Source organism: Paracoccus caeni (assembly GCF_016629665.1).
Classification (GTDB): domain Bacteria; phylum Pseudomonadota; class Alphaproteobacteria; order Rhodobacterales; family Rhodobacteraceae; genus Paracoccus; species Paracoccus caeni.
The window spans coordinates 643,873-657,064 of the sequence record NZ_JAEPRQ010000001.1 but is presented as its reverse complement, the minus strand read 5'-3'; the positions used below and the strand labels follow the sequence as shown (position 1 = coordinate 657,064).

General features: G+C 61.0%; 15 protein-coding genes. All 15 read right to left on the bottom strand.

The window, feature by feature from the left end:
* Positions 1-6: 6 nt before the first annotated feature.
* The 15 genes from JJJ17_RS03200 to JJJ17_RS03130 all read right to left on the bottom strand — a co-directional run bounded on the left by JJJ17_RS03200 (position 7) and on the right by JJJ17_RS03130 (position 13,114).
* On the bottom strand, positions 7-1,461 hold the full coding sequence (locus JJJ17_RS03200; RefSeq protein WP_200683723.1) for an amino acid ABC transporter permease: 1,455 nt from the start codon (positions 1,459-1,461) through the stop codon (positions 7-9).
* A gap of 1 nt (position 1,462) precedes the next feature.
* On the bottom strand, positions 1,463-2,719 hold the full coding sequence (locus JJJ17_RS03195) for an amino acid ABC transporter permease (protein ID WP_200683721.1): 1,257 nt from the start codon (positions 2,717-2,719) through the stop codon (positions 1,463-1,465).
* A 120-nt stretch (positions 2,720-2,839) separates the two neighbouring features.
* Complete coding sequence (locus JJJ17_RS03190; protein ID WP_200683719.1) at positions 2,840-3,856, bottom strand: amino acid ABC transporter substrate-binding protein; 1,017 nt, start codon at positions 3,854-3,856, stop codon at positions 2,840-2,842.
* 168 nt (positions 3,857-4,024) lie between these two features.
* Positions 4,025-4,738 (bottom strand): ATP12 family chaperone protein, encoded by a 714-nt coding sequence (locus tag JJJ17_RS03185; protein ID WP_200683717.1) that lies wholly within the window; start codon positions 4,736-4,738, stop codon positions 4,025-4,027.
* Positions 4,735-5,391: an HAD-IA family hydrolase gene (locus JJJ17_RS03180; RefSeq protein ID WP_200683715.1), complete on the bottom strand. Its 657-nt coding sequence runs from the start codon at positions 5,389-5,391 to the stop codon at positions 4,735-4,737. The genes JJJ17_RS03185 and JJJ17_RS03180 overlap by 4 nt, the downstream gene beginning before the upstream one ends.
* Positions 5,388-6,446, bottom strand: coding sequence for an RluA family pseudouridine synthase (locus tag JJJ17_RS03175; RefSeq protein WP_200683713.1), 1,059 nt, complete (start codon positions 6,444-6,446; stop codon positions 5,388-5,390). The genes JJJ17_RS03180 and JJJ17_RS03175 overlap by 4 nt, the downstream gene beginning before the upstream one ends.
* On the bottom strand, positions 6,443-6,817 hold the full coding sequence (gene crcB / locus JJJ17_RS03170) for a fluoride efflux transporter CrcB (protein WP_200683712.1): 375 nt from the start codon (positions 6,815-6,817) through the stop codon (positions 6,443-6,445). Before crcB ends, JJJ17_RS03175 begins: the two co-directional genes overlap by 4 nt.
* 31 nt (positions 6,818-6,848) lie before the next feature.
* A complete protein-coding gene (locus tag JJJ17_RS03165) occupies positions 6,849-8,162 on the bottom strand; it encodes a replication-associated recombination protein A (protein ID WP_200683711.1) in 1,314 nt (437 codons plus the stop codon).
* A 62-nt stretch (positions 8,163-8,224) separates the two neighbouring features.
* Complete coding sequence (locus JJJ17_RS03160; protein WP_200683710.1) at positions 8,225-8,815, bottom strand: acyl-homoserine-lactone synthase; 591 nt, start codon at positions 8,813-8,815, stop codon at positions 8,225-8,227.
* 61 nt (positions 8,816-8,876) lie between these two features.
* On the bottom strand, positions 8,877-9,488 hold the full coding sequence (locus tag JJJ17_RS03155; RefSeq protein WP_200683709.1) for a helix-turn-helix transcriptional regulator: 612 nt from the start codon (positions 9,486-9,488) through the stop codon (positions 8,877-8,879).
* A gap of 319 nt (positions 9,489-9,807) precedes the next feature.
* A complete protein-coding gene (gene rplQ / locus JJJ17_RS03150) occupies positions 9,808-10,224 on the bottom strand; it encodes a 50S ribosomal protein L17 (protein WP_200683708.1) in 417 nt (138 codons plus the stop codon).
* A 113-nt stretch (positions 10,225-10,337) separates the two neighbouring features.
* A complete protein-coding gene (locus JJJ17_RS03145) occupies positions 10,338-11,354 on the bottom strand; it encodes a DNA-directed RNA polymerase subunit alpha (protein WP_200683707.1) in 1,017 nt (338 codons plus the stop codon).
* Between the two features lie 115 nt (positions 11,355-11,469).
* Complete coding sequence (gene rpsK, locus JJJ17_RS03140) at positions 11,470-11,859, bottom strand: 30S ribosomal protein S11 (protein WP_200683706.1); 390 nt, start codon at positions 11,857-11,859, stop codon at positions 11,470-11,472.
* Positions 11,860-11,871: 12 nt separating this feature from the next.
* Positions 11,872-12,240 (bottom strand): 30S ribosomal protein S13, encoded by a 369-nt coding sequence (gene rpsM, locus JJJ17_RS03135; RefSeq protein WP_200683704.1) that lies wholly within the window; start codon positions 12,238-12,240, stop codon positions 11,872-11,874.
* A 223-nt stretch (positions 12,241-12,463) separates the two neighbouring features.
* Complete coding sequence (locus tag JJJ17_RS03130) at positions 12,464-13,114, bottom strand: adenylate kinase (RefSeq protein ID WP_200683703.1); 651 nt, start codon at positions 13,112-13,114, stop codon at positions 12,464-12,466.
* Between the last annotated feature and the right edge of the window lie 78 nt (positions 13,115-13,192).

Here is a 13,192-nt window from a genome sequence, read left to right as displayed (position 1 = left end):
CTCCTGTTATCTGTGGTCACGCTGCAGCCGGCGCTCGAGATACATCGAATAGCGCGACATGCCGAAGCAGATGATGAAGAAAATGGCGCCGACGAAGATATACGGCTCCCAGTAGATGCCCTTCCATGCGGTGCTGGCCCGGACGGCGTCGGACATCGACTTCAGCGGATCGTAAAGGCCGACGAAGGTAACCAGCGTCGTATCCTTGAACATGCCGATGAAGGTCGAGACGATGCCGGGGATCGAGATTTTCAGCGCCTGCGGAAGAATGATCAGCCGCTGCGCCTTCCAGTAATCCAGCCCAAGCGCATCCGCCGCCTCATATTGTCCTTTCGGCAAGGCGGCCAGACCACCCCGGATCACCTCGGCCATATAGGCGGCGGCGAAGATCGTCACCATGATGATGACCCGCAGGATGATGTCGAAATTGGTGCCCGGCGGCAGGAAGTAGTTCAGCAGCAGCGACGCCACGAACAGCAAAGTGATCAGAGGCACGCCGCGGATGAACTCGATGAACATGACCGCCAGCGATTTCACCAGGAACATGTCCGACCGACGCGCCAATGCCAGCACGATCCCCAAGGGCAGCGAGATAGCAATGGCCGCGATGCCGATGGTCGTGGACAGCAGGAAGCCCCCGAAGCGGTCCGAGTTGACCGGCGTGATCGCCAGCGACAGGATGTTTTCCGCATCCCGCGCCGCGCGTCCGGCCAGCGCCAGCCACCAGAACAGCGTCACGCCGATCATGCCGACGCTGGCAAGGATCGGTGAAATCCGGCCCAGCAGTTTCCACGCGATATAGCCCAGAACCGGCCCCACGATGACCATGATCGGCCCCCAGAGAGAACCGCCCCAAAGCCACCATACCCCAAGAAACGGATAGAGCAGCGAGAAGACCAGCAGCCAGCTATTGTTCCTCTCCGAGATGATCAGGCCGCCGATCAGGACGATGGCGGCAAAGATCAGCCACGGGGTCGGCGCGTTCAGTTGGATCATGCTGGCCAGCGTGACGACCGCCGCGACAGCCAGCACGATCCGGCGGATCTTGCGCGATTCCGAGAACAGGACCGGCGCCAGGGCGACGAACAGCAGACCGAACGACATGGTCGGTCGCCAGTAAAGGTCCATCGGATAGAAGCCGAAGGTGTATTGGTTCCAGCGCTCGCGGATCACTGCCCAACAAGCCCCGGTCGAACCTTCGCCCCAGGTATCCCTGATGATCTGGCGGCACTCGTTCAGGCTGTTGGCGTTCCAGACGGAATGCGCCACCCAGTTCCAGAAGTGGTTGATCAGGAACCAGATCGCCAGAATCGCCAGAAGGGTCAGCGCCGTGTTGACCGGCCCCGAGAACAGGTTCTCGCGCAGCCATTTGACCGCGCCAGCCTGTTTTTCAGGCGGCGGCGAGGCCTCGATCATGGTCTCCCGCACGAAGGAGACGGTTTGTGCATGAGTATCGCTCATCTCAACGCTCCTTCAGTTTGACGCGGGAGTTGAAGATGTTCATCCCGGCCGAGATGATCAGGCTGAGCACCAGATAGGTGGCCATCATCAGCACCATGGATTCCAGCTCTCGCCCGGTCTGGTTCAGCGTGGTGCCGCCCAGCGTGCCGCGCAGGTCCATGTAGCCGACGGCGATGGCCAGCGAGCTGTTCTTCATCAGGTTCAGATATTGCGAGATCAGCGGCGGCACGATCACCCGCAGCGCCTGCGGCAGGATCACCAGATTCATCGTCCGCTTGGGGCGCATGCCCAATGCGAATGCGGCCTCGCTTTGTCCCTTGCTGACGGCAAGGATACCGGCGCGGACGATCTCGGCGATGAAGGCTCCGGTGTAAAGCGTCAGTGCCAGCCACAGCGCGACCAGAGAGTTCTGGACATTGATGCCGCCGGTGAAGTTGAAGCCTTTCAGCTCTGGCGGGACCAGATGCAGGCCGAAGAAGAAGATCAGAATGATCGACGGGATCGTCATGACCGCCAGGCTCATCCACCAGGTCGTCGGGCGGCTGCCGGTGGCGTTCTGGATCGACTGCGCCCAGTTGCCGATCAGGCGGCGGACATAAAGCCCCCCCAGGATCGCCACGATGAACGAAATGGTCGCCCAGTTGATCGTGACGCGCGCGCCCAGATCCAGACTGCCCGGATCATTGGTCATCGCCAGCGTCGGGATCGAGGTATAGCGGTTGGTCAGCGCCACACTGTCGAACAGGATCATCGATGCCGCCGGATCATCGCCACGATAGGCGTTGGGCGGCGGCAGCACTTCGGTAAAGATCGCGTAGATGATCAGGATCCACAGCAACAACGGCATGTTGCGGAAGATTTCCACGTAAACCGTCATCAGCCGCGCAAACAGCCAGTTGTTCGACAGACGCGCAACGCCGACGGCAACGCCAAGGACCGTCGCGGCGATACAGCCGAGGATCGAGACAAGCAACGTGTTCAACAGCCCGATCACGGCGGCGCGGAAATGCGTGTCGTTCGCCGTGTAAGGGATCAGCGTCTGCGGGATGTCATATCCGGCGCGCTGGAACAGGAAGCCGAAATTGAAGTCTTTGCCCATCGCCGACAGGTTGGTGATGGTGTTGTCCACCAGCCACCAGGCCACGGCCATGACAAGTATGAAGACGATGACCTGAAAGGTCAGTGAGCGATAGCGCCGATCATAGATCAGCATGCTCAGCCGGAACGGCGGTTCCGCCGGTGCCGAAACATAGGCCATCAATGTTCCCCTGCTGTCGGTCTGATGCGGCTTCATTACCGCTTGGAAGAGTGACCGATTCTGGTTCGTAATCCGTTATCGAAAACGGGGACGCTCATCGCGTCCCCGTCAAAGTTCCGATCAGCGAAACGGCATTGCGTATTGCAGACCGCCCTGCGTCCATTGCGCGTTCAGGCCGCGCGCCAGACCAATCGGGGTTTGCTCGCCGATATTGGCGGCGAAGATCTCGCCATAGTTGCCGCTGGCAGCAATGGCGCGACGTGCCCATTCCTTGTCCAGCCCGATCATCGCGCCCAGATCGTCGGTCGTGCCCAGAAGGCGCTGAACCTCGGGGTTTTGCGACGATTTGGCCAGTTCCTCGAGGTTTTTCGAGGTGATGCCATATTCTTCAGCCGCGATCAGCGCATAGAGGGTCCAGCGGACGATATCGCCCCAATTGCTGTCGCCATGGCGGACTGCCGGGCCAAGCGGCTCCTTCGAGATGATCTCGGGCAGAATGATGTGGTTTTCCGGGTCGGCGAAGGCCGCACGGGTTGCTGCAAGGCCCGACGCATCGGTGGTGTAGGCGTCGCAGGCACCAGCCATATACTGCTGCTCACCTTCGGCATTGCTGTCGATGTTGACCGGCTGATAGCTCATGTTGTTGGCTTGGAAGAAGTCAGCCAGGTTCAGCTCGGTCGTGGTGCCGGTCTGGATACAAACGGTCGCGCCGTCCAGTTCCTTGGCCGAGGTCACGCCCAGATCTTTGCTGACCATGAAGCCCTGACCGTCGAAATAGTTGACGCCGACGAAATCCAGTTTCAGGTCGGTATCGCGCGAGAAGGTCCAGGTCGAGTTGCGGGCCAGAACGTCCACCTCGCCCGAAGCCAGCGCTGTGAAGCGGGTCTGGCCGGTGGTCGGCACGTATTTCACCTTGGCCGGGTCGCCCAGCACAGCAGCCGCAACCGCCTTGCAGATGGCAACGTCGAAGCCGGTCCAGTTGCCGCTGGCATCCGGGGCAGCGAAGCCGGCGAGGCCAGTGTTGACGCCGCAGTTCAGCTCACCGCGCGCCTTCACTTCGGCCAGCGTGTCGGCCATGCCCATACCGGCCGTCAGGGTGACGGCGGCGACAGTGCCAAGAAAAAGCGATTTATTCATTTCTACCTCGTTGTTGGACGCCGTCCACCCGGATTGTTCCCGATGGCATGCGCCTGACCGCAAAAGCGGCCGGGATGGTGCAGGGCTTAGTATAGTTTATACGCCCCAGTAGGCGATATTGTGCGCATCCTATCCAACAGGTCAAGCGTGAGACCGATTCGGACCGATTTACCGGCGCCGCGAGAGAAGCCACAACCGTTCAGCATCCATGATCGCGTGCCGCCTGCTTTCAGCCGCATCACGGGCATCACTATCTTCACCCCATTGCCGCAGCTGATGTTCTTCGTCAATACGAGATAGGGCAAAAGCCCGTTCTGCGTTCAATTGCCCACGAATAACCGCCAGTCCCAAAATCAGTGATCCGGGCAGGGTTACAAGGTCGTGCAAGGCAGTCAGGCCAAATGTATCAAGTGAGGCAACCTCGTCATGCAGCCTCTCCAGAACCGCTGAATCCTGCGTCACCGGAATCACACCATGAGTGATTCGCAAGGGCGCTTGCAGATGGGTGGCGGCCCAGTCGATCAGCGGATCCCATGCCTCGGCCTGCAAACGCACCAAATCCTCGGGCTCTTCCGCGCGATAGGACAGAAGATCGGTGCCGCCATATTCGGCAATCATGCCCGCAACCGCGTCAAACTGCGGAGCAACTTTTTCGATCGCAGAGTTGGCGGCGCGGGTCAGCGGCATCGTCAGCGGGGCGATCACATCGGTCTGCGCGTCCCATTCTTCGGCGATCGCCTTGGCCAAAGCCTCGGTCGGCAGAATCAGGGGCTTTTTGCCGGGGGTGCGCAGCGGCTTGTCGTCCAGCAGCACCTCCCACCCGCCATCGGCGGGCTGCGTCGTCGCCGCCTTCCAGAACCGTCTTGCCTTCCATTCGCTCATGCCGCCCAAAGCTCCAGTTCGCGGGTCAGGCTGGCAAAATCCGGTGCGACAAGCGCCGCGCCCGACAGCCGCAGGTCCTGAGCGGCATGATAGCCCCACGCGACACCGAAACCTAGCACGCCCGCCGCGCCAGCCATCTGCATGTCGAAGCTGGTATCGCCGATCATCACCGCGTCGGCGGCATTGATACCCGCCTCGGAAAGCGCCGATTGCAGCATTGCCGGATGCGGTTTGGACGGATGATTGTCTGCCGTCTGCAAGCTGATGAACCGCCCTTGCAATCCGTGTGCCGAGATCATCGCATCCAGCCCCCGCCGCGATTTGCCTGTCGCAACCGCAAGCAGCAGATCGTCACGCGCCGAAAGCGCATCAAGACATGCCATCGCACCGGGATAAAGCGGGGCGGCACTGTCCAGCCGCGAGGCCATGAAGGCGCTTTTGTAACCTTCGACGATCCGGGCCTGAATTTCCGGCGGCTGATCGGGGACAAGCTCTGCCACCGCGACCGGCAGCGACAGGCCGACGATCTGCAAGACCTGCTCTTTCTCCAGCGCGGGCAGGCCTGCAGCGGCGAAACCCGCGCTCATCGCGCCGTGGATATGGTGCTGGCTGTCCACCAGCGTCCCATCAACGTCAAAGACAATCAGTTTCATTCGACCTCGGCGAAGGGATCATCGGGCACATCGTTTTCGTGCCAGCCCAATGACTTCCATGTGCGGGTCATGTGGTCCGGCAAAGGCGCGGTCAGCGTGATCCGCTTCTTGGTGATCGGATGGTCAAAGGTCAGGCTGCGGGCGTGAAGATGCAGCTTGCGGCTGATCTCTCCGCCCAGTTGCGCGCCCCAGCCATCGCCCAGATTTTCCTGCCCCGAGCCGCCATATTTTCCGTCACCGACAATCGGATGCCCAAGCTCGGCCATATGGGCGCGCAACTGATGCGTCCGCCCGGTGATCGGCACCAGCGCACACCAGCTTGCCCGCGTGCCAAGCGCATCCAACACCGCATAATCGGTGGTCGCGCGCTTTGCGCCCTCGGTCTTGTCGATGTCGCGGGGATGGACGGCGATCATCTTTTCGCCCTCGCCACCGCGCCCGTGACCCGGCGCCTTGACCAGACCATAGCGGATCGTGCCCATGCGCGGATGCGGCACCCCGGCAACGGCGGCCCAATAGATCTTGCGGGTGGTGCGCGACCGGAACGCCTCGGACAGGGCCCGCGCCACGCGGTCGGTCCGGGCCAGCAGCAGCACGCCCGAAGTATCCTTGTCCAGCCGATGCACCAGTTTCGGCTTGTCCTTATAGCCGAATTTCAGCGCTTCGGTCAGCCCGTCCACATGCCGGTCGCCCTGCCCGCTGCCGCCCTGCGACGGCAGGCCCGGCGGCTTGTTCAGCGCGATGATATGTTCATCCTTCCACAGCACGGCCGCCTGAATCATCTTCAGATCGCTGTCGGGAATACGCGGGCCATCGGATTTCGCCCGGGCGGCAGCAGAGGGCTGCGCATCCGGCAGCGGCGGTATCCGCACCTCCTGCCCCACTTCAAGCCGGGTCGCGGCCTTCACCCGGCCGCCATCCACACGCAACTGCCCGGTGCGGCACATCTTTTCGACCGCGCCTTGCGTCAGGTGCGGGAATTTCTTCTTCAGCCAACGGTCAAGCCGCTGATCGCCCTCGTCTTCGCCGATACGAATGGTCTGAACGCCGCTCATGCAAATAGCCCCCTGCCAACGGCCATACCGACCAGCACCGCCGCAAGCGATAGCACGACCGAAACAAGGATATAGGCCGACGCGCCGACCATCTGCCCCCGCTCCCACAGCGACAACGCGTCCAGCGAAAAGGCCGAGAAGGTGGTATATCCGCCCAGAACGCCGGTCAGCAGCAACGGCGCCAGATGCTGCCCGCCGCGATGGGCCAGCAGCGCCGCCAGCAGCCCCATGACGAAGCTGCCGGTGACATTGACGATCAGCGTGGCGACCGGAAAACCCGACCAGCCAGCGGGCATCAGTCGATAGACGCCATATCGCGCGACTGACCCGACCGCGCCGCCGATAGCTACCTGAAGGAATGGATTCATCATGCGCCGGTCCTGTGACGATGCGACGGCAAAGTCAACTGCCGCGCTTCAACCTCTGGCTGACAAACCAGTCCAGCCGCTTCTTCAACTCGCGCTCGAACCCCCGCTCGACCGGGGTGTAAAGAACCGGGCGCTTCATGCCGTCGGGGAAATAGTTCTGGCCGCTGAAACCGTCTTCGGCATCGTGGTCATAGGCATAGCCGGTGCCATAGCCCTGATCCTTCATCATCTGCGTCGGCGCGTTCAGGATATGCGCCGGGGGCATCAGACTGCCGGTCCGCTTCGCCTCGGCCCGTGCGCCCTTATAGGCGACGTAACCGGCATTCGATTTCGGGGCGAGCGCCAGATAGATCACCGCCTGCGCCAAAGCCAGCTCACCCTCGGGGCTGCCCAGCCGCTCGTAAAGCGCCCAAGCGTCAAGGCAATGACGTTGCGCAGCGGGATCGGCCAGACCGATATCCTCGACCGCCATCCGGGTGATCCTGCGCGCCAGATATCGAGGGTCTTCGCCCCCCTCCAGCATCCGCCCGAACCAGTAAAGCGCGGCATCGGGGTCGCTGCCGCGAACGGATTTATGCAGGGCCGAGATCAGGTTGTAATGTTCGTCCCCCGATTTATCGTATTTCGCCGCCCGCCGCATCAGCCGTTGCGCCATCGCCTGCGCATCGACGGGCTTATCGGTTTTCCACGCCGCCACGAGTTCGATCAGGTTCAGCACCGCCCGACCATCGCCATCCGCCATTTCCAGCAGCGCCTCTCGCGCCTCGGCTGTCAGGGGCAGTTTGCGGCCAAGTTCACGCTCGGCCCGCTGGGCAAGCAATTCCAGATCGGCAAGGCTCAGCCGTTCCAGCACGATCACCTGCGCGCGCGACATCAGCGCGGCGTTCAGTTCAAAGGACGGGTTTTCCGTGGTGGCGCCGACCAGCAGGATGGTGCCGTCTTCCATATGCGGCAGGAAGCTGTCCTGCTGCGCCTTGTTGAAGCGGTGGATTTCATCGACGAACAGCAACGTGCCGCGCCCCTGCTGGCGACGCAGCTTTGCCGCCTCGAAGACTTTGCGAAGCTCGGGCACGCCGGAAAAGATTGCGCTGATCTGGACAAAGGCCAGCTCGGTCTCATCCGCCAACAGCCGGGCAATCGTCGTCTTACCAACCCCCGGCGGCCCCCAGAGGATCAAGGAAGAGAGACTGCCCGCAGCCAGCATCGAGCCAAGCGGCCCATCCGCGCCAAGGACTTTGCCCTGGCCGATGACCTCCGACAGCTTGCGCGGTCGGATCCGATCGGCCAGAGGACGCACCGCGGGGGACGGTGCTGTATTTGAAGAGGCGTTGTCAAAAAGATCGGCCATGGCCACCCTAATCTAAGGGCGCCGATGAAAAGGGAACAGCCCCCATTCGCCGGTCTTTCCGCCTAGTGCATCTTCGCGGTCAGATCGATCGACACGCATTGGAAATCGCCATCATCGATCCACAGAACCCGTCCGACAGCCTCGGCCTCCAGCCCGCAACGGCCATACCAACGCGGCCATGTCGCCCCGGTCAGCGCGATCAGCCGGGTCGCGCCCAGTTCACGCGCCGATCCGGTCATCGCTTCGACCATTTTGAAATGAACCTTGCGGCGATACATCTGCGGGATGTCGTGGCTGACGAAAACGCGAGAGCATTCCCAGACCTGTTCATCCACCGGCGCGTCAGCATACAGCAAATCCTGCGGAATGGAGCCGCCAAGGATACCGCGCTGAGCGTCCCGGATCATGTAGCTGTAAACACCACAACGCGCCGTGGTCGGCGTCAGCCGGATACCGGCCAGAACCGCACCATTGTCGTGGATCGCGATCCAGCGGCTTTGCGGGGTGTCATACTGGTCAAACTCCATATCCTCGGATTCTGGCAAATCCCAATTCTTGTGGATGATGAAGCTCTGCTTGCGGGCGCGGAACAGGTTGGCGAACAATTCTCCGTGGTTGTGTAGATTCGAGAAGGAAAGGGTAGTCGTCTGCATGTCTAGTACTCCTGGGGTGTGAGGGTCCCCTCACTGCCTCACGGTTCCCCTGGGCGAGCGCCTACAACAGACGGTACTCCTTGGCCCTTTGCAGCGCCTCGGCGGTGGTGCGGGCCTTCAACCTTTCCCGAACCGAAATCAGTCTTGCCTTGAACGCGCTTTCGGTGATGCCAAGTTTGGCCGCCGCTGCCGCATGACGATCGCCCTCCGCGATGCAACGAAGGGCTTCTTTTTGAGCCTTGGTCAGACTCGTCGGCGGCTCGGTAATCTCGTGAAGCCGCCGAACCGTTGTCGAGACCTCGACGATCTCGTCTTCGGTGAACTCGCGATCACCGCGCGCGAAGCTGGCGATGGTGCGGGAATTGATCGGTCCGTACGAGACGGTCAGCCCAAAGGTCAGCCCGTGGTCAGCGGCATCCTTGAGAATGTTGAAGGGATCGGGAATCGGCAGACTTGACCACCGGCAGGCGCCAGTCGTCGAAAAGCCCCATGCGATCGTTGGATCCCTTAGCGCAAAGCCGTTCTGGGAATAGAACTCGGCCCATTCCTCGGCATAGGTCTGAAATTGCATCAGCGGTGCGGCAAAACGGATATGCAGGCCAACAAAATAGCCCGCAGGGGAAATCCGCCCCAGTTTACGCAACCCTGCGTTTATATCTGCGCGTGAGGACATGACTTTTTAGACAAATTGTGTTCGTTACCGTCAACGGACATGGTAAGTTTGGCGAAAATTAGCTGCCAGATCATTAATGTTACAAACCTCCACAACCATCGGAGAGATGGTAGCACGTCTGACGTGTATCACACCGCGTCGTGACATTACGAGAGATTTGTCTGCGCAGGCCGCTTTAACCTAAGGTTTCCTAACGTTAACTTTCCTGAACCTGCCGTTAATTCGCTCAAGTCCAGTGCTGGCAATAGAAAAACACCCCGCCACCGGGTTGGTGACAGGGTGCTGATTCGTGCTTTGCGCAGAATGTGCGGCGTCAGAATTACTCTGCGGCAGCCTCTGCTTCGGTGCGGGCGTGATCGGCGGCGCCTTTGGCGGCCGGGTCACGATCGACCAGTTCGATGATCGCCATCGGTGCCATGTCGCCATAACGGAAACCGGCTTTCAGGACGCGAACGTAGCCGCCCTGACGATCCTTGTAGCGTGCGCCCAGAACTTCGAACAGTTTGGCGACATACTGGTCTTGCTTCAGTTGCGAAGCGGCCTGACGGCGGGCGTGCAGGTCGCCGCGTTTGGCCAGCGTGATCAGCTTTTCGATGATCGGACGCAGTTCCTTGGCTTTCGGCAAGGTGGTCTTGATCTGCTCATGCTCGATCAGCGAGCCGGCCATGTTGGCGAACAGCGCCTTGCGGTGTTCATGGGTGCGGTTGAGGCGGCGATAGCCACGTGCGTGACGCATAATGTTTCTCCTTAGCGTTTTTGCTTTGTCCGGCAGCCCATGCGTGCGGGCCACTCTCCTTGGGGCGGGATGCCCGGTGCGGAAGGGTGCGCCATAGCGCACCCCGCCTTAACTTAAAACTGGTCGTCGAAACGCTTGGCCAGATCTTCGATGTTTTCCGGCGGCCAATCGACCACGTCCATCCCAAGATGCAGACCCATGCCCGAAAGCACTTCCTTGATCTCGTTCAGCGACTTGCGGCCGAAGTTCGGCGTGCGCAGCATCTCTGCTTCGGTCTTCTGGATCAGGTCGCCGATATAGACGATATTGTCGTTCTTCAGGCAGTTCGCCGAACGGACCGACAATTCCAGCTCGTCCACTTTCTTCAGCAGACGCGGATCGAATTCCAGACCTTCGTCGCTGTCCTGACGGCTTGCCGATTCCGGCTCGTCGAAGTTCACGAAGACAGACAACTGATCCTGAACGATGCGCGCGGCATAGGCCACGGCATCTTCCGGGGTCAGCGAACCATCGGTTTCGATCTTCATCGTCAGCTTGTCATAGTCCAGAACCTGACCTTCGCGGGTCGGGGTGACTTCATAGCTGACGCGCTTCACCGGCGAGAAGATCGCATCGATCGGAATCAGGCCGATCGGCGCATCTTCCGGGCGGTTCTTGTCGGCGGCGACATAGCCTTTGCCGGTCTGCACGGTCAGTTCCATGCTCAGATCGGCGCCGTCGTCCAGATGGCAGATGACGTGATCGCGGTTCAGAACCGTGATCCCGGCAGTTTCCTGAATGTCGCTGGCCTTGACCTCGCCCGGACCTTTTGCGGTCAGCGACAGGCGTTTCGGACCTTCGACATCCATTTTCAGCGTGACGCCCTTCAGGTTCAGCACGATGTCGGTCACGTCCTCACGGACGCCCGCCACGCTGCTGAACTCGTGCAGCACGTTGTCGATCTGCACCGAGGTGATCGCGCCGCCCTGCAACGAGGACAGCAGAACGCGACGCAGCGCGTTGCCCAGCGTCAGGCCGAAGCCACGCTCCAGCGGCTCGGCGATCAGGGTCGCGGTGCGGGTCGCATCGGCGCCGGGCTTGACGACAAGCTGCGTCGGCTTGATCAGCTCAGCCCAATTCTTATGGATCATGCGTTTGCCTCCATTCTTGTTTCCGCCCCATGTCCAAGGCCGGAAACGCCCGAGGTTGAAAACGTAACAACCGAACCGCGCAACAGGGCGCGGTCCGGCAAATCTTCATCTGAAATCAGACGCGGCGACGCTTCGGGGGGCGGCAGCCGTTATGTGCGATCGGCGTCACGTCGCGGATTGCGGTGATGTTGAAACCAACAGCCGCCAGCGCGCGCAGAGCCGATTCACGACCCGAACCGGGGCCTTGAACTTCGACTTCCAGCGTGCGGACGCCGTGTTCCTGTGCCTTGCGGCCCGCATCTTCTGCGGCCATCTGCGCGGCGTAGGGGGTCGATTTGCGCGAACCCTTGAAACCCATGGTGCCGGCCGACGACCATGCGATCGCATTGCCTTGCACGTCCGAGATCAGGATCTTGGTGTTGTTGAAGCTGGAGTTCACGTGAGCGACGCCAGAAGCGATATTCTTGCGCTCTTTGCGCTTAACGCGGGTTTTATCGCGAGCCATGTCCGTTCCCCCTTACTTCTTCTTGCCGGCGATCGGCTTCGCCGGGCCCTTGCGGGTGCGGGCATTGGTGTGCGTGCGCTGACCGCGAACCGGCAGGCCGCGACGGTGACGCAGACCACGATACGAGCCCAGATCCATCATCCGTTTGATGTTCATCTGGGTTTCGCGGCGCAGGTCGCCTTCGACGGTCAGGTTCGCGTCGATATATTCGCGGATCTGCAAAACTTCGGCGTCCGACAGGTCATTCACGCGACGGGCAGGATCGATACCGACAGCTTCGACGATCTGCGAAGCATGCATCGGGCCGATGCCGTGGATATAGGTCAGAGCGATGGGGACGCGTTTCCCCGTCGGAATGTTGACGCCAGCAATACGAGCCACGCGTTTTCCTTTTCGGTTGCGGTTCCGTAACCCCGGAACCTTTTTTCACAACATACGGCCCGGAAGGCATGCCTTCGGGCCGAGCCATTTTCCACCCGTCAATTTCGAGTGATTCTCTTGCGAGAGACCGTGATTTATAAGCTGATCCGCCGATCGTCAAGGGCGCAGGCAGAAACTTCTTGACAAGCCCCGCCCGCTTTGCATCGCCCCTGCCCCGATAACGTTATCGCCCGTTCAGAACGGCCGCAATATCGCGCGAGACGGCCTCTTGTGCGCCCAGCCCATCGACCGAGGTCAGCTTCTCTTTGGCGTAGTAATAACCAATAAGCGGCGAGGTCTTCTTGTAATATTCAAGCAGACGGGTTTTCAGGCTTTCCTCATTGTCGTCGGCACGGCGACGCAAATCGGTAGAGCCACAGACGTCGCAGACGCCCGGCTGTTTCGTCGGACGAGTCTCGTCATGATAGACTTCGCCGCAATTGCCGCAGGTGAAGCGCCCGGTGATCCGCCGGACCAGCGCATCATCTTCGACCTGCATTTCGATGACGGCGTCGAGAATCATCCCGGTCTCATCAAGCAGATGACCAAGCGCATCGGCCTGGGCAAGCGTCCGCGGGAAACCGTCGAAGATGAAGCCGTTGCCACCCTCGGACAGCTTCTCGCGGATCAGCCCGATGACGATTTCATCGGTGACCAGCTCGCCGCGGTCCATGACATCGGCAACCTTCTTGCCCATCTCGGTGCCCGAATTGCGGGCGGCACGAAGCATGTCTCCGGTCGAAAGCTGTTGCAGACCACGCTCTTCCACCAGAATGCGCGCCTGCGTTCCCTTACCGGCACCGGGCGGCCCCAACAGGATGATATTGATGGTCATGGCTTCCGTCCCCTAGCTAGTCCGTCTTCGGCACGATGGCCCGGACCCTACGTCGTTGCGCGGCTCCGGGATCGTTGA